The sequence below is a fragment of the Chitinophaga pinensis genome (assembly GCF_007896845.1).
Lineage (GTDB): Bacteria > Bacteroidota > Bacteroidia > Chitinophagales > Chitinophagaceae > Chitinophaga > Chitinophaga pinensis_C.
Map to the genome: position 1 here is coordinate 1 of NZ_VOHS01000080.1, position 18,150 is coordinate 18,150.

Annotated in this window: 28 protein-coding genes and 2 pseudogenes; 16 read left to right on the plus strand and 14 right to left on the minus strand. The window is 44.7% G+C overall.

Annotated elements, in window-relative coordinates; genetic code table 11:
* Positions 1-11: 11 nt before the first annotated feature.
* The 4 genes from FEF09_RS35175 (at position 12) to FEF09_RS29265 (ending at position 2,299) form a co-directional block, all read left to right on the plus strand.
* Positions 12-131, plus strand: a complete 120-nt coding sequence (locus FEF09_RS35175) for an alpha-amylase family glycosyl hydrolase (RefSeq protein WP_409994901.1) — start codon at positions 12-14, stop codon at positions 129-131.
* Positions 132-211: 80 nt separating this feature from the next.
* On the plus strand, positions 212-1,258 hold the full coding sequence (locus tag FEF09_RS29255; RefSeq protein ID WP_146308358.1) for an alpha-amylase family glycosyl hydrolase: 1,047 nt from the start codon (positions 212-214) through the stop codon (positions 1,256-1,258).
* Between the two features lie 185 nt (positions 1,259-1,443).
* Entirely contained in the window at positions 1,444-1,815 is a 372-nt protein-coding gene (locus FEF09_RS29260; protein WP_146308359.1) for a hypothetical protein, read from the plus strand.
* A gap of 142 nt (positions 1,816-1,957) precedes the next feature.
* Positions 1,958-2,299 carry a YciI family protein gene (locus FEF09_RS29265; RefSeq protein WP_146308360.1) on the plus strand — a complete coding sequence of 114 codons (342 nt, stop codon included), beginning with the start codon at positions 1,958-1,960 and terminating at the stop codon, positions 2,297-2,299.
* 75 nt (positions 2,300-2,374) lie between these two features.
* Here the strand turns inward: FEF09_RS29265 and FEF09_RS29270 are convergent, their stop codons facing one another.
* From FEF09_RS29270 to FEF09_RS29280, 3 genes are all read right to left on the minus strand, one after another.
* Positions 2,375-2,557: a hypothetical protein gene (locus FEF09_RS29270; protein WP_146308361.1), complete on the minus strand. Its 183-nt coding sequence runs from the start codon at positions 2,555-2,557 to the stop codon at positions 2,375-2,377.
* A 22-nt stretch (positions 2,558-2,579) separates the two neighbouring features.
* Positions 2,580-3,587 (minus strand): hypothetical protein, encoded by a 1,008-nt coding sequence (locus FEF09_RS29275; protein ID WP_146308362.1) that lies wholly within the window; start codon positions 3,585-3,587, stop codon positions 2,580-2,582.
* A gap of 89 nt (positions 3,588-3,676) precedes the next feature.
* Complete coding sequence (locus tag FEF09_RS29280) at positions 3,677-4,015, minus strand: hypothetical protein (protein WP_146308363.1); 339 nt, start codon at positions 4,013-4,015, stop codon at positions 3,677-3,679.
* Positions 4,016-4,398: 383 nt separating this feature from the next.
* Here FEF09_RS29280 and ygiD point away from each other — a divergent pair, with 383 nt between their 5' ends.
* Complete coding sequence (gene ygiD / locus FEF09_RS29285) at positions 4,399-5,136, plus strand: 4,5-DOPA dioxygenase extradiol (protein WP_261387899.1); 738 nt, start codon at positions 4,399-4,401, stop codon at positions 5,134-5,136.
* A 52-nt stretch (positions 5,137-5,188) separates the two neighbouring features.
* On the plus strand, positions 5,189-5,857 hold the full coding sequence (locus tag FEF09_RS29290) for an alpha/beta hydrolase (protein ID WP_146308364.1): 669 nt from the start codon (positions 5,189-5,191) through the stop codon (positions 5,855-5,857).
* 149 nt (positions 5,858-6,006) lie between these two features.
* Here the strand turns inward: FEF09_RS29290 and FEF09_RS34095 are convergent, their stop codons facing one another.
* The 3 genes from FEF09_RS34095 to FEF09_RS29300 are packed head-to-tail and all read right to left on the minus strand — an operon-like array spanning position 6,007 to position 7,285.
* Positions 6,007-6,300, minus strand: coding sequence for a zinc-binding dehydrogenase (locus FEF09_RS34095; protein ID WP_261387900.1), 294 nt, complete (start codon positions 6,298-6,300; stop codon positions 6,007-6,009).
* On the minus strand, positions 6,270-6,980 hold the full coding sequence (locus FEF09_RS29295) for an alcohol dehydrogenase catalytic domain-containing protein (protein ID WP_261387901.1): 711 nt from the start codon (positions 6,978-6,980) through the stop codon (positions 6,270-6,272). Before FEF09_RS29295 ends, FEF09_RS34095 begins: the two co-directional genes overlap by 31 nt.
* A 14-nt stretch (positions 6,981-6,994) precedes the next feature.
* Complete coding sequence (locus tag FEF09_RS29300; protein WP_146308365.1) at positions 6,995-7,285, minus strand: hypothetical protein; 291 nt, start codon at positions 7,283-7,285, stop codon at positions 6,995-6,997.
* 332 nt (positions 7,286-7,617) lie between these two features.
* On the opposite strand from FEF09_RS29300, the gene FEF09_RS29305 reads away from it, so the two are divergent.
* The gene (locus FEF09_RS29305) at positions 7,618-8,517 is read left to right on the plus strand and encodes an EamA family transporter (protein WP_146308366.1); all 900 of its coding nucleotides are present in this window, start codon (positions 7,618-7,620) and stop codon (positions 8,515-8,517) included.
* 2 nt (positions 8,518-8,519) lie between these two features.
* Positions 8,520-9,059, plus strand: a complete 540-nt coding sequence (locus FEF09_RS29310) for a prolyl-tRNA synthetase associated domain-containing protein (protein WP_146308368.1) — start codon at positions 8,520-8,522, stop codon at positions 9,057-9,059.
* An 80-nt stretch (positions 9,060-9,139) separates the two neighbouring features.
* Here the strand turns inward: FEF09_RS29310 and FEF09_RS34100 are convergent, their stop codons facing one another.
* Entirely contained in the window at positions 9,140-9,388 is a 249-nt protein-coding gene (locus FEF09_RS34100) for a hypothetical protein (RefSeq protein WP_261387902.1), read from the minus strand.
* Positions 9,349-10,595 (minus strand): annotated as a pseudogene (locus tag FEF09_RS29315) (SulP family inorganic anion transporter). Before FEF09_RS29315 ends, FEF09_RS34100 begins: the two are co-directional and overlap by 40 nt.
* A 550-nt stretch (positions 10,596-11,145) precedes the next feature.
* Between FEF09_RS29315 and FEF09_RS34105 the strand changes: the two are divergent.
* From FEF09_RS34105 to FEF09_RS29325, 3 genes are all read left to right on the plus strand, one after another.
* Positions 11,146-11,685, plus strand: a complete 540-nt coding sequence (locus FEF09_RS34105; protein WP_261387903.1) for a chromate resistance protein — start codon at positions 11,146-11,148, stop codon at positions 11,683-11,685.
* 11 nt (positions 11,686-11,696) lie between these two features.
* Positions 11,697-11,873: a helix-turn-helix domain-containing protein gene (locus tag FEF09_RS34110; protein WP_409994902.1), complete on the plus strand. Its 177-nt coding sequence runs from the start codon at positions 11,697-11,699 to the stop codon at positions 11,871-11,873.
* Positions 11,874-11,983: 110 nt separating this feature from the next.
* On the plus strand, positions 11,984-12,460 hold the full coding sequence (locus FEF09_RS29325) for a hypothetical protein (protein ID WP_222597261.1): 477 nt from the start codon (positions 11,984-11,986) through the stop codon (positions 12,458-12,460).
* A gap of 21 nt (positions 12,461-12,481) precedes the next feature.
* Here FEF09_RS29325 and FEF09_RS29330 read toward each other — a convergent pair whose 3' ends face one another.
* Positions 12,482-12,907: a Crp/Fnr family transcriptional regulator gene (locus FEF09_RS29330; protein WP_261387904.1), complete on the minus strand. Its 426-nt coding sequence runs from the start codon at positions 12,905-12,907 to the stop codon at positions 12,482-12,484.
* Positions 12,908-13,364: 457 nt separating this feature from the next.
* Here FEF09_RS29330 and FEF09_RS29335 point away from each other — a divergent pair.
* The 5 genes and pseudogenes from FEF09_RS29335 to FEF09_RS34120 all read left to right on the plus strand — a co-directional run bounded on the left by FEF09_RS29335 (position 13,365) and on the right by FEF09_RS34120 (position 16,071).
* Positions 13,365-13,789, plus strand: a pseudogene (locus tag FEF09_RS29335) (DinB family protein).
* Positions 13,790-14,250: 461 nt separating this feature from the next.
* Positions 14,251-14,487: a hypothetical protein gene (locus FEF09_RS34115; protein WP_261387905.1), complete on the plus strand. Its 237-nt coding sequence runs from the start codon at positions 14,251-14,253 to the stop codon at positions 14,485-14,487.
* Positions 14,484-15,290, plus strand: coding sequence for an NAD-dependent epimerase/dehydratase family protein (locus FEF09_RS29340; protein WP_261387906.1), 807 nt, complete (start codon positions 14,484-14,486; stop codon positions 15,288-15,290). The genes FEF09_RS34115 and FEF09_RS29340 overlap by 4 nt, the downstream gene beginning before the upstream one ends.
* Positions 15,287-15,826: an AraC family ligand binding domain-containing protein gene (locus tag FEF09_RS29345; protein WP_261387907.1), complete on the plus strand. Its 540-nt coding sequence runs from the start codon at positions 15,287-15,289 to the stop codon at positions 15,824-15,826. The genes FEF09_RS29340 and FEF09_RS29345 overlap by 4 nt, the downstream gene beginning before the upstream one ends.
* Positions 15,827-15,885: 59 nt before the next feature.
* Positions 15,886-16,071 carry a helix-turn-helix domain-containing protein gene (locus tag FEF09_RS34120; RefSeq protein ID WP_261387911.1) on the plus strand — a complete coding sequence of 62 codons (186 nt, stop codon included), beginning with the start codon at positions 15,886-15,888 and terminating at the stop codon, positions 16,069-16,071.
* 6 nt (positions 16,072-16,077) lie between these two features.
* On the opposite strand, the gene FEF09_RS29350 is transcribed toward FEF09_RS34120, so the two are convergent.
* From FEF09_RS29350 to FEF09_RS34140, 5 genes are all read right to left on the minus strand, one after another.
* The gene (locus tag FEF09_RS29350) at positions 16,078-16,989 is read right to left on the minus strand and encodes a helix-turn-helix domain-containing protein (RefSeq protein WP_146308372.1); all 912 of its coding nucleotides are present in this window, start codon (positions 16,987-16,989) and stop codon (positions 16,078-16,080) included.
* Between the two features lie 172 nt (positions 16,990-17,161).
* Positions 17,162-17,305, minus strand: coding sequence for an aldo/keto reductase (locus tag FEF09_RS34610; RefSeq protein WP_146308379.1), 144 nt, complete (start codon positions 17,303-17,305; stop codon positions 17,162-17,164).
* A gap of 94 nt (positions 17,306-17,399) precedes the next feature.
* Positions 17,400-17,588, minus strand: a complete 189-nt coding sequence (locus FEF09_RS34130; protein WP_261387908.1) for an aldo/keto reductase — start codon at positions 17,586-17,588, stop codon at positions 17,400-17,402.
* Positions 17,534-17,794 carry an aldo/keto reductase gene (locus FEF09_RS34135; protein WP_261387909.1) on the minus strand — a complete coding sequence of 87 codons (261 nt, stop codon included), beginning with the start codon at positions 17,792-17,794 and terminating at the stop codon, positions 17,534-17,536. Before FEF09_RS34135 ends, FEF09_RS34130 begins: the two co-directional genes overlap by 55 nt.
* Positions 17,795-17,865: 71 nt before the next feature.
* Positions 17,866-18,057 (minus strand): aldo/keto reductase, encoded by a 192-nt coding sequence (locus FEF09_RS34140; RefSeq protein WP_146308377.1) that lies wholly within the window; start codon positions 18,055-18,057, stop codon positions 17,866-17,868.
* Between the last annotated feature and the right edge of the window lie 93 nt (positions 18,058-18,150).

Sequence of the window (18,150 nt, forward strand, 5' to 3'; positions counted from 1 at the left end):
ATCAGGCTAAAATGCGTGGAATAAGGGTGATGATGGACATGGTGCTCAATCACACTTCCGACCAGCATCCATGGTTTCTGGAGGCACGGAAAGATACGGGCTTCCGTATCACGACTGGTATGCGTCGGTAACCGCCCTTCCAACTATGATCAGGGTATGGCATTCCCGGTGTGCAGCGGGAGGTGGACATGATTGATTCGATTGCCCATTCCTGGTATTATCACCGTTTCTACCGTTTCAACCGGATCTCAATCTGCGTAACCCTTATCTGCTGGCAGAAATAAAGCGCATTCTGGGGTACTGGTTGCAACAGGGAGTGGCGGGCTTTCGGCTGGACGCCGTTCCTTTTATGATAGAAGTAGCGACGCCTGGAAACAATACCCCTCCTCAGCAATATGAAATCATCCCTGAGTTGCAGCGTTTCGTACAATGGCATAGTGGAGATGCCATTATACTGGGTGAAGCGAACGTACCTCCGAAGGACAATGTTAAATACTTCGGGAAGAACGGCGAAGGGCTGCAGATGATGTTCAATTTCTACGTCAATCAATATCTCTTTTATGCCTTTGCTACCGGCAAAATCTCCCCTTTTGTAAAAGCATTACAGGATACACGGGAAAAACCGGCTCCTTTTCAATGGGCTTATTTCCTGCGCAATCATGACGAAATAGATCTGGGGCGGCTGAGTAAAGAACAACGTAATGAGGTCTACAAAGTATTCGGTCCGGATACGTCTATGCAGCTATATGACCGGGTATCCGCCGCAGACTGGCGCCGATGTTTGGTAATAACAGGAAGCTGCTGGAAATGTCTTACAGTTTGCTGTTGCTATGCCGGGCACACCTGTCATACGCTATGGCGACGAGATTGGTATGGAGATGATCTTCGTCTGCAGGAGCGGCTGGCGGTCAGAACGCCTATGCAATGGTCTGCCGCCAGACAGGCCGGTTTCAGTACAGCAGATACACTCTTCCGCCCTGTCATCAGTAGTGGCGAATATGGTTATGCGCAGATCAATGTCGCCACACAGGAGCGGGATGCAAATTCACTGCTTCACTTTATAAAGGAGATGATCATGTTGCGGCATCAGTGTCCTGAGATTGGTCTTGGTGAATGGCAAGTGCAGGCCATTAAACCATCCGTCCTGATGTTTCAGTATCAAAAGGATAATAAGGTGCTGGTCATGCTGCACAATTTTACCGATAAAGAGAGCACATTGCCATCAAGGCAGCACCGCAAGATAGTCTGCAGGAATTAACAGGCACCAGACAATCATACCTTCCGGAGCAGGGAGTATATAACATACGCCTGAAGGGTTATGGATATGGATGGTACCGTGTAAATGGCAATAGGTAAAAGTTTACTAAATTAGCTGGTGTATAGCCGGCCACATTCAGACAACTGTACACAGGCATCCGATACGTTACCGCAAAAGCAACAACCATGAAATACATCCTCACCAGTCTCCTCCTCCTGCTGGTACACCAGACTTTTCCCAACCCCCTTTCCCTCCTTTCTGAAAGGTACCTGGAAACAGGAGAACACTTCCTTGTACGAACACTGGGACAGTCTCAATCCGCAGACATTGAAGGGCTTTTCCTATATTTTAAAAGATGGACGATGAAGGTTGCTGAATATCTGGACCTGAGCAGCAGGAATAACCTGCTGACTTACACGGCCACGGTAGTCAGACAGAACGGTGGCAAAAGTGTGTCATTTAAACAGACTAAAATTGGGGATGAATTGGTGTTTGAGAATCCAACGCATGATTTTCCAAAGAAACTGGTATATAAAAGGATCAGCATAGCGAAATAGAAGTAACAGTTGCTGATGGAAAAGGCAAGGGAGAGACTTTTAAGATGTATAAACAGGGAGAAAGCGGCACTAAAGATACCAGTACTGCGAATCCCAATATGATAAGGAGCTGGCGCAGAAATTAGGATCCGATGATTATGGTATGAAGGCCTATATCCTCGCGATACTGAAAACGGGGACCAACCCCACCACGGATAAAACCGAACTGCAGGAACTTTTCCGCGGACATATGAATAATATCAACCGCCTTGTAGCAGAAGGCAAGCTGGTAGTGGCTGGTCCGTTAGGTAAGAATGACAAGACTTACCGGGGGATCTTTATTCTCAAAGATATCGCAACGATTGACGCTGCCAAAGAGCTATTGCAGACAGATCCTGCTGTGAAAGCGGGTATCTTCGAGGTAGAACTGTATAACTGGTATGGATCTGCTGCCCTGCCGGAATATCTGCCGGCATCTGATAAGATCTGGAAGATAAAGCATTAGCGTAGTGGAATTTGTACTGCCTGTCAGAAAGATAATAAAGACAAAGCCCGGGACTACTTATCCCGGGCTTTGTCTTTAATTATTATCTTCTATACTACTGTTCGTCAGTTCATTCAGATATTCAACAATCGGAATATCCAGACTGAAATTCAGGAACTGATTATGCTTTGAGTTCTTGACATTCAAGGGAGTAGCGACGCCGATAGACGCACTCATACCATTGAACAGGGTCAGCCCGAAATTGGTTCCGACGACCATATAGTTAAAATCCTTTGAGGTTTTAGATTAGCGAGGTTGTACAGGAGGCCGGAAGCATAGACTTCAAGGTGGACCCGGTGAATGGTTGGATCGGACTGAGGACGTTTCCATCTGACATAATTACCATGATAGAGAAAAGGCTCTCCATGCTTAAATGAATGCGTATACCCCCTATCCATAAAATTGAACTGCAATCCGATTTTCTCGCTGGCGTAATACACCTCGATAGGCGAACGGCACGATTGGCGGAATCTTTTGTCAGGGTATTGGATGCGAGGAAGCGACCTGAATTGACACCCATTTTTAGGAAAAACCTTGGTTTAATAAAATTCCCCCACGTCCATGTCGGAATTGACCATGGTTTTCTATTGGGGTTATTATAAGCATTATTCAGAGCGAGAATCAGTGATTCAAAATTCAGTGAGACACTTTTTATAACTGTTTTACCGTCATCTGTACTGACTTCATTCAGCACTAATTGTTCTTTTACCATCTTTGTAATTGTCGAAAGCAGGGTAAGATTTCTGGTAGTTGACTGAAACTTGCTGATAATGTAGTCTAATATATCGAAGAGTGCCAGTACCTGTTTTTTATCGATCGTGCTCATTTGTAGCTGACCCATTATTGAATCCTGCAATAATTTGCCCAATAAGCTATCCTTACTGAATAAAGCGCCCAGTTCTGCGTCCATGTATCCTTTGATATTCTTATGTAAAGCCTGAATCGAAGCGGATTTCAGTTCACCTAATGAAGTATCCTTGTAACGCTGGTAGAGGTTGTCATTGTTATACCATACCTGAAAGGACTTATCTGCTGCCGGAATAGCAATCAGAGCATTAATACCAGCGGCAGCTTTGGGATATTGCGCCTTTAACTTACCTAAGAAAGAATCATCTCCTTTCTGGATCAGTATATCATACACAATATCCAGCATAAGATACATGGACTGGTAATACTCTTCTGGTAATAATGCCACTTGTTGGTCTATGGCTGCCGGCACCTCGGTAAGATTCAGGTTTGCCTCGGACACTGCCTTTTCTAAATATGCGTTCTGTCCGATAGCTCTATAGTTCTCACTGCTCTCACTTCTTGTATTAAAAGCATCCCAATACGACTGTTCTATTTCATAAATGATGGCAAACCTGATCGTATTCTGCAGGACTTTTTTGTCGCTACTGTAGGATTCTTCTCATTTATAATGACATCCAGCAACTCATATAAGAATTGATAGGTAGCAATTGATCGCTGCCTTACCGGCGTGGTATTAAAGGCCTTAATCACAAGGTCATGCACAATCCGCTCTTTCAGCTGCTGCTGTTTTTTCTCTAATATCCGCAGCAGCACTTCAGTATTAATATTCCCTTTTGTAAAGGAAACATCGCTCCCTACATTCAATGTCTGGCCAAAAGAAGTCAGGGAAAGCAAACAAATAGTACAGAGTAACAGGAATCTTTTCATAATCAAGGGGTTTGGGACTGTTGGGGCTGTCAGCAATATTATAACATTACTACAGGCCAGAAAATACCAACCAGTTTGTATTTTTGAAGCCGCCGCCACCTTCCTCTCCCAATTTCTTGCTTCAAAGCAATGGATAAGCCCCGGTTTCCGGTTAATTTGTATATCCAATCGGCCGGACAGGGCGCCTGTGATAACAATCATCGTGATTCTCAGCTCCCTTACGGCCCAAAACGACTGTTTCAGATGGAAAGGAAAAATTTTATTAAATCGATAGCAGTAGGAGCTTTAAGTATGACAACATTATCCGCATTTAAGCACTTCACAGATAACTTACAGGAAGAAGAACATATGATGCCTGTGCTCTTCATAGGGCACGGATCACCATGAACGGTATTGAGGATACAGAATTCAGCCGTCGCTGGACGCAGATGGCAAAGGAAATCCCTACACCCAAGGCGGTATTGGTAGTTTCCGCTCACTGGCTGAGCAGAGGGACAAAGATCACCGCTATGGACTTCCCAAAGACCATACATGACTTCGGAGGCTTCCCAAAAGAACTCTTTGCAGTACAGTATCCCGCCCCCGGCGATCCTTTATTTGCCAAAGAGACGGCAAAACTGATCCATTCCACACAGGTGGAACTCGATCATGACTGGGGACTGGACCACGGTACATGGACAGTTGTGCGCCATATGTATCCACAGGCAAACATTCCGGTACTACAGCTGAGTATCGATTACACCAAACATCCTCAGTATCATTACGATCTGGCCAAAGAGCTGTTAGCACTCCGTAAAAAAGGTGTGCTGATCATCGGTAGTGGTAATATGGTGCATAACCTGAGAATGGCGGCATGGGACAGACTGAATGAACAGTTTGCCTATGACTGGGCGGGCAAGATCAATGACCAGTTCAAAGAACTGATCCAACAGGGTGATCATAAAGCTTTGATTAACTACGACAAGTTAGGTAAGGAAGCCCTAATGGCAATTCCGACACCCGATCACTATCTCCCTCTGATATATACACTGGGACTAAAAAGCAGTAAAGACAATATCGCTTTCTTTAATGATAAAGCGGTAGCAGGTTCATTGACGATGACCTCGGTGAAGATCGGTTAACGGACTTAAACGATCATCGATGCTTTTACTCCTGACTTTCTTAAACTTATTTATGAGTACGCATCTTTCGGATACTCTGACGACAGACAAACCGGTCCTGCATTACCTGATACGGGAACCGAAAACAGCTGCCGCAAAGAAAAAAGCAATTATTCTTCTACACGGTGTTGGCAGTAATGAACAAGACCTTTTCGGACTGGCAGAGCACCTGCCGGCTGGTTATTATATACTCTCCGCCCGCGGACCATTTACGTTAGGTCACGGCAGATATGCGTGGTATAATGTAGATTTTTCTACCGGCAAGCCCGTTTTTGATGCAAAACAGGAGGTTTCCAGCCGGAATACCATTCTGCAGTTCGTTCAGCAGATGAAACAGCAATATCACTTTGATGAAGTCTATCTTGGTGGATTCAGTCAGGGGGCTATCATGAGTTTTACCATAGGACTCACCCATCCCGGTGAAGTAAAGGGTATTATCGCGTTAAGTGGCAGAATATTGGAAGAGATCAGACCGGGCGTGACAAAAAATGACGCATTGGGACACCTCAAAGTTTTCATCTCACACGGTGTTCAGGACGGCACCTTACCCATCCATTATGCAAGGGAAGCAAAAACTTATCTGCAGCCTTTAGGGGTACAATTAAGTTATCACGAATACAATAATATGGCACATCAGATCAATCCGGATGTACTGAACGACTTAAATGAATGGCTTAGATAGATAGTAAAAGGCCCGCTGTATAGCGGGCCTTTGTCTTATAGTATCGTATTTAACAAGCAGCTCTTTCCTGCTTAAAATCAGTATCTTACAAATCACATCACTTCCCGGCATACATCTGCAAACTACTCTCACATTCATCCTCATTCGGGTTAATGTTGTGGAATTACTACTATTTTTCCGTTGGCAATATTGCTGTCCATCAACTGGTGTGCTGCCACGATTTCTTCGAGTGTAAAGATGCCGCCGATACCCAAATGTATATGACCCGCTTCCACATCACGGATGAATTGCTGAAAGCTATTGGCGTCAATTCTGATTTGTCCGCTGCTATAAACAGTGAGACTGACAGTGGATGGGATGAAGTCCATTGGGGCAAAATCTGTCACGGACCATTGTTCTGAAAGTATGCCCGTCATACAGACGATGCCTCCGGCACTGCACATTGTAAGGAGTCTTTTAGTGTAGCCGTCCCTACGAGTTCAAGGACTTTATCAAATCCGGATGCCTGTACTGACTTCGCCTGTGCTGCCAATTGACCGTCATCAATCAACACATTATCAGCGCCGTGCTTTAATAAAGCAGCTCTTTTCTCTTCTTTCCTTGTCGTAGCCGTAACAGTTAGACCCTGTCTTTTCGCCAGCTGTATGGCGAGCATGCCGATAGAAGATGTACCACCTCTTATCAGTAAAGATTCACCTTTTGCTATCTTCAGCGCAAGGTGTAAGGAGCCGTAAACCGTCTGAAACATTTCGGGTATCGCACCCAGCAGATCCCAGCTCAGGTGACTCTCAAATGCGTAAAGGATCTCTTTGGGCAGTACGGCATATTCGGCGTAGCCGCCATCGAATGCCCTGCCCATATTCCCCATAAAGGCGGCTACTTTTTGTCCGGTCTTCCATTCTCCCGAAGGATCCTGTTCCACTTCGCCGACACATTCAATACCTAGCACCCTTGGAAAGCTAACACCCGGAGACATCCCTTTGCGCGTCATCAACTCCGATCTGTTCAGCCCAAATGCTTTTACTTTCACCAATACCCATCCGGCTGGTGCTACAGGAATCGCTCTTTCTTCAATCACCAATTGTTCCGGACCACCCGGTTGATATATAACTGCTGCTTTCATACTGATCTGTTTTATTATTTTACTTTCACGTGGTTAAACATATACCGGAAGATCTTCCAGTCATTATTGTCTTTCCGGAACACAAAGAAGTCCCGGCTTTGTTGTGTTATCAGTTGATGTGTATCATCATCCAGTAACTTTGCCTCAGCTGTTGCGCGGACGAATGCATAGGGCAAACCGATTTCCAGTTCCTTTATCTTATATCCGATCTGAAAATGAGCGCGTTGCAAATACCCATTACCGGTATGTTGCATATCTGCTACTCTCAGGACCTTAAAACCATCCGGCATAAATACAGCATCCAAAGGTGGCCCATCCGGCCTGTCTGCTACAATAAACCACTTTAATAAATAGTCTTAATCTGGTTTAAGGGTAGATATTGGCAGCGTTTATAAAAAGAAGATATACAAGCTGTTATTTTCTTTTTATCTTCGTATTCATATTCAATGGTATGACATACGCTTTCTTCGCTTCTAACACACCTCCTCCGGTAGCCTAAAGGCTGAATAACCGGATTATCCGATGCCCGCTACTACAACGGGCAGGATGTCTTCTACAATTTATTGTCTCATTCAAGGTTGTTTAGCCGCCACAAGGCAGGTACTGATCATTTAATATCTATTTACACAATCTTGCAATGAAAAATTTCAGATATCCATTCATGGTTCTTCTCGGAGGAGCGATGTACGGAACGATGTCGTCATTTGTCCGCTTACTCTACGCGCATGGTTATAACGCGGCTGAAATAGCCTTTTCGCAGGCGTTATTAGCTGCCGTGTTCTTAGGCATATTATTATTTCTCAGCCGGTTCCGGGGAGCGCAGCAGCCCTTATCCCGCAAGGATCTGCTATCACTACTGGTAACCGGTGGCATCATTGGTATTACCAATTTCCTTTATTATCAGTCGGTTAGTTATATCTCTGCCTCTCTGGCTATCGTCATCCTGATGCAGTTTACGTGGTTCAGTTTATTACTTGAATGGGCTGTTTTTGGTCAACGGCCGGGTAAAGCTGAACTTATAACTGTTATCTTTATCCTGATTGGTACGGTGATGGCCGGTGACCTGTTGCATGCGAAGGGATTGTCTGTCTCCTGGCAGGGTATTGTACTGGCGCTGGCATCGTCTCTGACCTATGCTGTTTATATTGTCTCTAACAGCAGGATGCCGAAGGGCGTGAAATGGCAGTCAAAAAGTACACTCATTATGGTTGGTTCGGCACTGACTATTTTCATTGTCAATGCCCCCACTATTCTGACGGCCAATCACTTCGGATATGCGTTTTTAGGATGGGCTATTTTTCTGGCAGTGGTAGGTACGACGATACCAACAGCGCTATTCGCAGCAGGTATTCCGCATATCGGCGCAGGGACCAGTTCCATTCTCATGACGATTGAATTTCCTGTAGCAGTGATCTGTGCGCATATGGTCTTAGGAGAATCTGTCAGTCCGTTACAAATAGGCGGTATTGTGTTGATGCTTGCAGCGATAGCTGCGATGAACTATTATAAATCATTAAAAACCAGTAAGGAAATATAATTATGATCAATGTAAGTGAAGTGATGAAGACGGCTCCGGCGGAGTTTAAAACACCATTACAGCAACTGGTATATACAACATTGGAGCAGCTGGATATCGGATTTGAACGGGTAGAGAATGATGAGGCGATTACAATGGAAGACTGTATACAGATCAATGAACGGTTGCAGATGAAAACAGTCAAAACACTCTTTTTGTGTAATCGTCAGCAGACCAATTTTTATCTTTTTGTGACAACTGCGGATAAACCTTTCGTGACCAAAGACCTGAGCAGTGCGCTCGGTATCTCCCGTGTATCCTTTGCGCCGGCGGACTTGCTGCTAAGTATGCTGGGTACTGCTGTAGGTGCGACCACGATATTCGGCGTCTTATTGGATACGGAAAACAAGGTACAGTTAGTCATTGATAGTGACGTACTTAAAGAAGAATGGTACGGCTGCAGTGATGGCACAACAACCAGTTATATGAAGATAGATACACAGTGGGTGGTGAATAGCTTCCCGGAATATGCCAGACATCCGGCAAAGATCATTCAGATATAATGGTATGATAAAAACAAAGACCGGCAGAAAGGATGATGTCCTCTGCCGGTCTTTCTGTTATATATATATATACGACTGTTTTATTTGGGTTCTGTCGCAACTCTGTAATCAGGATCTTCCAGCACATTTACCTCTATCACACCTGCTGCATTCTTCAGCAACAAACGACAATCTTCACTTAGGTGTCGCAGGTGCAGTTTTTTGTTGAGTTGCTGATATCGTTCCGTCAGTTTACTTAATGCTTCGATCGCACTCATATCAGAAACACGGCTTTCGCGGAAATCAATGATCACTTCCTCCGGATCATTCTGTACGTCAAATTTGTCCATAAAAGCAGCAACGGAACCAAAGAATAGAGGGCCATAAATCTCATAGTGTCTGACCCTTGTTCGTCAGTATATTTTCTGGCCCGGATCCTTTTGGCGCTTTCCCACGCAAACACCAGTGCGGAGATAATCACACCGATCAATACTGCCAATGCGAGGTTATGTAACCATATAGTTATCAATGCCACCAATATCCCAACTGCTACATCATGCCGGGGCATCTTGTTGATAATGCGTAAACTGATCCATTCGAATGTTCCGATTGCCACCATGATCATCACACCTACCAGTGCTGCCATCGGCACTCTTTCTATCAGCGGTGCACCAAAGAGAATGATCATCAGAATAGTCAGTGCGGCGATGATACCTGAGAGTCTTGCCCGGGAACCTGCGGAGAGATTTACAAAAGACTGTGCGATCATCGCACATCCACCCATACCGGTAAAAAAGCCATTGACGATGTTGGCTGTTCCCTGTGCCACCGCTTCTTTATTCCCTTTTCCTTTGGTACCGGTGATTTCGTCTACTACGTTCAGCGTGAGCAGACTTTCTATCAGTCCCACACTGCCATCACCAGTGAATAAGGGAAAATAACCTTCAGGGTGTCAATACTAAAAGGCACTGAGGGAATGTGGAATGGCGGAAAACCACCACTGATAGAAGCGATATCTTTTACGGTCTTTGTTTCGATACCAAACCCCAATACCAGTAAAAAGACTACAATGATCGCTACCAGTGAGGCGGGTACGGCTTTAGTCAGTTTTGGGAATAACAGCACAATGACGATGGTCACTGCGACCAGTCCCAACATGGTCCACAAGGCAGTACCTGACAACCACTCCGTCCCCGTGCTGGTGCTTATCCTGAATTGCTGGATCTGTGCCATAAAGATGATGACGGCCAGTCCATTTACAAATCCATACATCACCGGTTGTGGTACGAGACGGATAAACTTCCCTAATCTGAAAATGCCCACGCTGAGCTGAAAAATACCGGCTAATGCTACTGCTGCGAATACATATTCCACACCATGCGACTGCATCAGGGCTATCAATACGACTACCGTTGCACCTGCCCCTCCTGATACCATGCCCGGTCTGCCTCCAAGAACAGCAGTGATCAGGCCCATTAAAAAGGCGGCGTATAAACCAGTCAGAGGAGACAATCCGGCAAGGATAGCAAAAGATAGTGACTCGGGGATCATGGTCATTGCCACGGTGAGTCCGGCCAATATTTCAGTTTTGTAATTAACCTTTTGTTTAAAGTCAAATAAATTCAGGTAAGCCTTCACGAAAATGAAAGTTTAAAAAGTAAGACGAATAAGTGTTTACGGAGGTATGAATAGAACAGTATGCTTACCCGAAACAGGCAGGCATGACCGATAGTGATATATCAACTATCAAGGTGGAGTAAGCGGAGATGATGTGATCAGACTGTTCATCAGGCGGCAAAGATAGGTAAAAACAGGTTTGTAAGCAATGCTTTGGGCATTAAATCTATTTAAATACAAGTACCGGCGTCTACCATTGCCGGATAACAATACCCGGCTGTTTATCCGGCAGTGCGCATTTTTTGCTTGAGTTGATATGCTTTGAATAGTTTAACTTGGGACTGAGTAATGACGTTTATTTATGAAATGGATTACCCGCGAACGTCCGAAGATAGATCGTATAGCTGTCCCTGGCTGATCAGACGTTTATAGATCCGGACGCAGAAATCATATATGCACCCTTTCCTGAGGTGCCCGGACAAGCGGAGGTGTGGGCGCTATTCCTTTTGACATTCCGGGAGTTGAGTATACACACTATGAAAATCAGTGTACGTTTGATTATTTTCTGAAGAAGCACGGGTTGCGTGATCCGGCTTTGGACAGAATTGCCGCTATCGTACGCGGTGCCGATACTGACAGACATGATTTTGCTCCACAATCTGCCGGACTGGAGGCCATTTTTTCCGGATTGGCGTATAATATAAAAGATGATCAGCAGCTACTTGAATTAGGGACAACCATCTATGACGGACTTTATAGCTGGGCGAAGCATTTATACCAGTTGAAGCATACACAGGCCGGTCCCGCTGAACGCCTCCTGCTCGAGATTTTCAACAGTTATCTGAAGGAAGGTAACGCACAAAAGATGCCCGCATGGGTGGAAGACATACGGCATATGCTGCAAGACATGACAGATACGAATATGAGTCTTAGTCTGAAAGACATCTCTAAAGACCTTGACCTGAATCCTGCCTATATTCCCGGGAGTTCTCAAAATATTTCGACAACCTGTCTTATGGAGATTATATAAGAAAGATCAGGATTGACAAGGCGAAGGAACTACTGAAAGATAAAACGTATAGCCTGACCGAAATAGCTTATTTAACCGGCTTTTCTGATCAAAGCCATTTTACCCGCATATTCAGGAAATTAGAGGGAGAAACACCTTCACAGCATAGAAAAAACCTGTTCAAAGGTAAAAACGGTTCTAAAAGTTAATTCCGTTCTATTTCAGGATTATGCAAATGGTAGCATTGCATTATAACCAATGATGCGATGATTTTCATGATTCTACCTCCTTTTGGCGTTATGCCATTGTCCTTTTTTTATTGACCGGAATTGGCCTGTCTGCCAACTGTCAGGTACAGCAACACTCCTATCCGAGAATAACCGGTTATGTGGGGGTGCTTCACCCGATAGTAACTTTTGGTGATGGCGGCGCTCACTACAACTTTGACGGAGCCTATGTAGGAGGTCTGCCCACTGGTATCAATATATGGAAGTCTTCTGCTATCGGATTTTCTATGGAGATTGTGCCCTTTATAAGGGCCGCAGAAGGTAGCAGCAAAATGAATAATCTGCTATTTCATCCGGGTTTACTCGTATCACTCGGACATGGTTTTACACTCGCAACAAGAGCGGCTTTTGAAACATCCGGACGATATGGTCTGACACCTGTACTGAATAAAATTATCCGGAAGAATAAGACACACAGTTATTTCATTGCCCTGCCGATACCTGCCAGATTTGGCAATGACAGGCCTTCTACCGTGGGTATCGGTTTCCAGTTTGGTATCTCTTTTTAATATCAGCTTATAAGGTTCTTTCTAACTCAGGCTCCGCTCCTTTCTGATCTTACTGAGAAACTCAGGAGTAATCCCGATATAGGATGCAATCTGTGTATTTGGGAGGCGGTTTGCCAGATGGGGATATTGTTCCATGAAATACAGATAGCGTTCTTCTGCTGTTGCGCTGATGTTCATGAGCACGCGCTGCTGCAGTTCGATATACTTCTGTTCGATAATGATGCGGAAGTTGCGGTCAAACTTATGGTAGTTCGTATAGAGATAGAGCAGGTCGTCGTGTTTAATCTGCAGCACGGTGGTAGGTTCGACGGCTTCGATATACACCTGCCCCGGTTTTTCCGCGTAGAAACTGGCCAGATCGGTGATCCAGTCATTTTCCGCAACAAACTGGAGGTTATGCTCTTTACCGGAAGCATCAACAGCATACATTTTCAGGCAGCCGGTCACTACGAAGGTAAAATGCCGGCATACATCTCCTGCCTGCAGGACAAACCACGTCGTTTAATTTTGCGCTCACTGAAATGGACGGATAATTCCTCTTTCTCCTTTGCAGTCAGTGGAAAGTAGTTTTTGAAATATCTGATCAGTGGTTCAGCCAGAGTCATGTGAAATTTGGATAAAGCCTTGTGCCAAAGATACAATTCTCTGGGAGTGTTCATTTTCCCCTGCGTGAAAAGATCAGACTGCTGATCCTTGCTAAACCAAATTTGACTTAACAGTGTTAAATTTATGCCAGTGCATTTCGCCACCAATAAAAATACACGTAATGAAAACTGTTACTTTTATTCAGACCCTGCTACTCGTTTTGGGTATAAGCGGTATCGTCAGGGCACAAACTTCCTCTGCGGATATCGTAGAAGAATGGGAACGCGCAAAAGCGTATACCAAAGAATATCTGGACGCGATGCCGGACAAGGACTATTCGCTGAAACCAACACCTGAGATGCGCTCCTTTGCAGAACAGATGTTGCACATTGCCGACGCCAATTATGGCTTCTCTTCGGCAGCCACTGGTGAAAAACCTCCTTTCGGTTTTGGAGAGGCCGAAAAAACGGCTGACAAATCCAAAGAAGCGGTTACCAAAATTGTGATGGAAAGCTATGACTTTGCCATCAACTGTATCAAAAAGCTGACGCCGGAACAGCTGAACGAAAAGTTCAAACTGATGGACCGCTTTGAAATAACCAAAGAACAGGGTTTTGAAAAGCATTCGAACACCAGACACACCACCGCGGACAAACGACCGTTTACCTGCGGCTGGCCGGTGTAAAACCTCCTATGGAAAATTGTTCTAAGTATAGTATCAGGCTATCCACCAGACGTGGATAGCCTTTTTTAATGTATGTCCATTCCATCATAATGTGCTGTTTAATAGGTTCAACAATCCAATATCCTCTCTGACGAATCCTGCAAAGTCTCCCGCCTGTAATTACATAGCTATCCTGACGCACCCATAGAGCGCCCTTCAAACAATGTTACACAGACTTATACGTGAATAATGAGACAGTAGCTGTCCTTGCGATTACGATACAAATTTACGCCAAAAGGCAAAGAAAAGGGATGCGGGAAATACTGATTTTCGCCCCTTCCTGTATGGAGAGATCTTGTTTATTCCTTTATTATCCTACGTTAATCCTACGTTTATAAACGTAGGATTAACGTAGGATAATAAATATCAAGCACTATCAGGCCTTTTTTTCATGGCCCTTTCAACAAAACAAAATTGGACTTTTCAACAAAATGGAGACACCGGCTTTCTCCCGAATTTTGTATTGCGTAAATGAAAATTAATGGAAAATTCTAACAACAACAAACTGGTACTGGTTACCGGAGGTTCCGGATTCATCGCCTCTTATTGTATGATCGCATTGCTACGTGCAGGTTTTAAAGTCCGCGCATCTCTGCGCGCGCTCAGTAAGGCAGATGAAGTAAAGGGAATGCTTCGTCAGGGTGGCATCCAATCTTTGATGCGCTGTCTTTTGTTACTGCTGATCTGCAGGACGAGCAATCCTGGGATGCAGCCGTGAAGGATTGTACTTATGTCATTCATGTGGCTTCTCCCACACCTAATACAGCTGCAAAAACATTGGAAGACTTTGTAGTCCCTGCACGGAATGGCGTACTGTTCGTGATGCGTGCAGCTAAGAAAGCGGGCGTAAAGCGCGTAGTATTGACTTCCGCATTCGGGGCAGTTGGTATGGGTACGCATAAGACCACGCCCTATACAGAAGAAGACTGGACTGTTATCGATGATACCGTAGCACCTTATCAGCATTCAAAGACGGTTTCCGAAAGGGCTGCATGGGAATATATTGAAAAAGAAGGCGCTGGTATGGAACTGGCAACCGTCAATCCGACCGGCGTATATGGTCCGGTTTTATCAGGTGATATGTCTCACTCTGTACAAAGTATCATACAAATGCTGAATGGCAGCATGAAAAATGGTTGTCCGAAGATGTCTTTTAGTTATGTAGACGTCCGTGACGTAGCCGATCTGCACCTGAAAGCGATGATCTCTCCGGCGGCCAACGGACAACGGTTCATCGCATCTGCCGGCCGGGCTTATTCTATGCTGGAAATTGCCAATGTGTTGAGAGAAAATCTGGGCGAAAAAGCGGCACAGGTTCCTAAAAAGGAAATTCCGAACTGGCTGATAAAATTCGCCGCCCTGTTCAATCCCAAGGTAAAGATGGTAGTCCCCCTTTTAGGAATGGTGAAAGGCGCCAGCAGTCAGAAAGCAAAAAATCTGCTCAACTGGCAACCGAGAAGCACAGAAGAAGCTATCTTAGCAACAGCTAACAGCCTCATAGATCTTAATCTTATAAAATGAGATTTACTGAAATAAAATCCTGTTTTATCGGACCGGCCATTTCTCCGGAGCAGTATATCAGTGAGCATACCTTTATATATATTGGTAAGGGTGCGATCACAGGTTTTGATGGTAATGCCCAGCATACACTCAAACCGGGGGAATACTGTGTGATGCGTAAGAACTGTCTGGTCCGGTATAACAAAGAGAAGGAAAACAATGAGTTTGAAAAAGTAGTCATTGTTTTTGATGAGGATTTTCTGAAAAGATTTCTGGAAAAGTATAAACCACATCAGGATACAGCACCTCCCTCCGATGTCTTTGTCAGACTGAAGGAGAATAAGCTGATCCCTAATTTTGTGCATTCGCTGATCCCTTATTACGACGGACAAGGCAGAATAATGGAAACTTTTGTCGATGTGAAGCGGGAGGAGTTAATGCTGATCCTCTTACAATCACAACCAGAACTGGCAGGTATATTCTTTGATTTCGGCGTACCGGAGAAGATCAATCTGGAAGAGTTCATGAACCAAATTACCGGTTCAATGTCAGTATAGAGCGTTTCGCATATCTCACCGGACGAAGTCTTTCTGCTTTCAAGCGGGATTTCAGAGCGATCTTTCACGAAACGCCAAACCGATGGCTGGTATATAAACGCTTGCAGGAAGCACATTTCCTGATTGCAAAGAAACAACAAAAGTCATCGGATATATACCTTGATCTGGGCTTCGAAGATCTGTCTCACTTCTCTTTTGCATTCAAGAAGCAGTTTGGCTATGCGCCAACGGAACTGGTGAGATAATACGGATCAATTCATCTGTTTACGAAAATCAGAGGGCGTCAGACCAGTCAGATTCCGGAATAGTTTACTCAATGATTGAGGTCGTTCAAAACCTAATTGGTATGCGATCTCTCCTACGGATGCATCCCCCGATAATAATAATTCCTTACTTTTTTCTATCAGCTTATTCTGAATATGTTGCTGCGTGCTGTAACCAGTAGTGGTGCGGAGCATATCGCTGAGGTAATTGGGGGATACATTTAAACGGGCAGCGATCTGCTGTACGGTGGGCAATCCTTTTGTGGTAGCTTCATCCCGGAGATAATTTTCCAATACTTCATCTAATTTCTTCAACAGGTCAGTATTGACAGATTTACGGGTAATAAACTGCCGGTTGTAAAAGCGCTGTGCATAGTGCAGCAACAATTCTATGTGAGAGATCATTACATCCTGACTCAGGATATCTATGCGGGATTCATATTCTGTTTCGATCTCAGTGATGATCTGTTCGATCCGTGTGTTCTCCTCATCTGACAGATGCAGTGCCTCGTTCAGTTCATAAGAGAAGAAACCATATGTTTTGATTTTAGTGGCCAATGGATAACCTGCCAGAAAATCGGGATGGATCATAAGGCAGAAACCATCTTCCGGCGTGTTACTTCCTGCTGTCTGCGCCAGCAATTGTCCTATGCCGATGAAACACATTGTGCCTTCATCGAAATCATAGTGACTATGGCCGTAGCGCACTTTACCTTTATAATTGTTTTTGATCGCGATACTATAGAACTGCGGACAAAAATAATCCAGTAGTTTACCTTCTTTTTGGGTGATCTGGCTAAAGCGGTAAATACTGATCAGCGGATGTTTAGGCTTGGGTAAACCCAGCAGCTGATGCAGTTCACTGATCGTTTTTACTATGTAAGGTGCTTTCGCTTTCATCTCATGTATACTACTGTATGCGCTATACAAATATAAGGATACCTTTCCCGGTATCCTTATATTTAAGGTCTCACTTAGTCCTTCTTAGGAGTGGTTTTTGCATCACTGCGGGAACCTGACTGCTGAGTGCCTAAAGGCAGTATTGCCTCCAACGCAGCTACTTCCTGTGTACTCATATGATATCCGCAGCGCCGATATTCTGTTCTGCATATTTCACTTTTCTCGTACCCGGAATAGGCACATGACCTTTAGCTACGATCCATGCCAGTGCCAGCTGTGCAGCTGTTACCTGTTTCTGTGCAGCGAGCGTCTGCAGGCTTTAACGAGTTCGAGGTTCTTATAGAAATTCTCACCCTGAAATCTTTCAAAATGTCTGCGCACATCATTCTCATCGAAATCATCCGGGCTTTTTAATTCACCTGACAAGAAGCCGCGACCCAATGGAAATAAGGCACCAGGCCAATACCCAGTTCTTTCATCACAGCAGTGGTACCATCTTCATCCAGTGTACGTTCGAATAAAGAGTATTCAGTTTCGATAGCGGTCAGCGGATGAACAGCATGAGCGCTGCGAATGGTATCAGCAGGTACTTCTGACAAACGATGTAACGGATCTTGCCTTCTTTCACCAATGCTGCCATGGCCTCCATACTTTCTTCGATCGGTGTTACCGGATCAGGGCGGTGCATATAATAGAGATCGATGTAGTCTGTTCCGAGGTTTTTCAGAGAACGTTCTACGGCCTTTCTGATATAGTTTTTGTACCGTGATCCTGCCGGTGAATTGCTCCTGTTCGTTGATTTCAAATCCAAACTTGGTAGCAATAATTACCTTATCGCGTCTGCCTTTGATCACGTTGGCAATTAAACGCTCGTTATCAGAGGACCATAAGCATCTGCTGTGTCGAGAAATTACAGCCGAGTTCAAGGGCGCGTTCTACCACTGCAAGACCATCTTTCTCTGCTGATTTCCCATATAGATAATGTGTATCACTTCCTGCCAGGCTCATACAGCCCAATCCTATTGCGGGGACTACTAATCCCTGACTACCTAAATTAACTGTCTTCATCGCTAGTAAAATTTAACGATACGAAGTTCATAAAGGCGCCGGGGATGCATGTTCCCCTTACTGTTTTTTGTATCTCAATCCACGGCAGGCAGA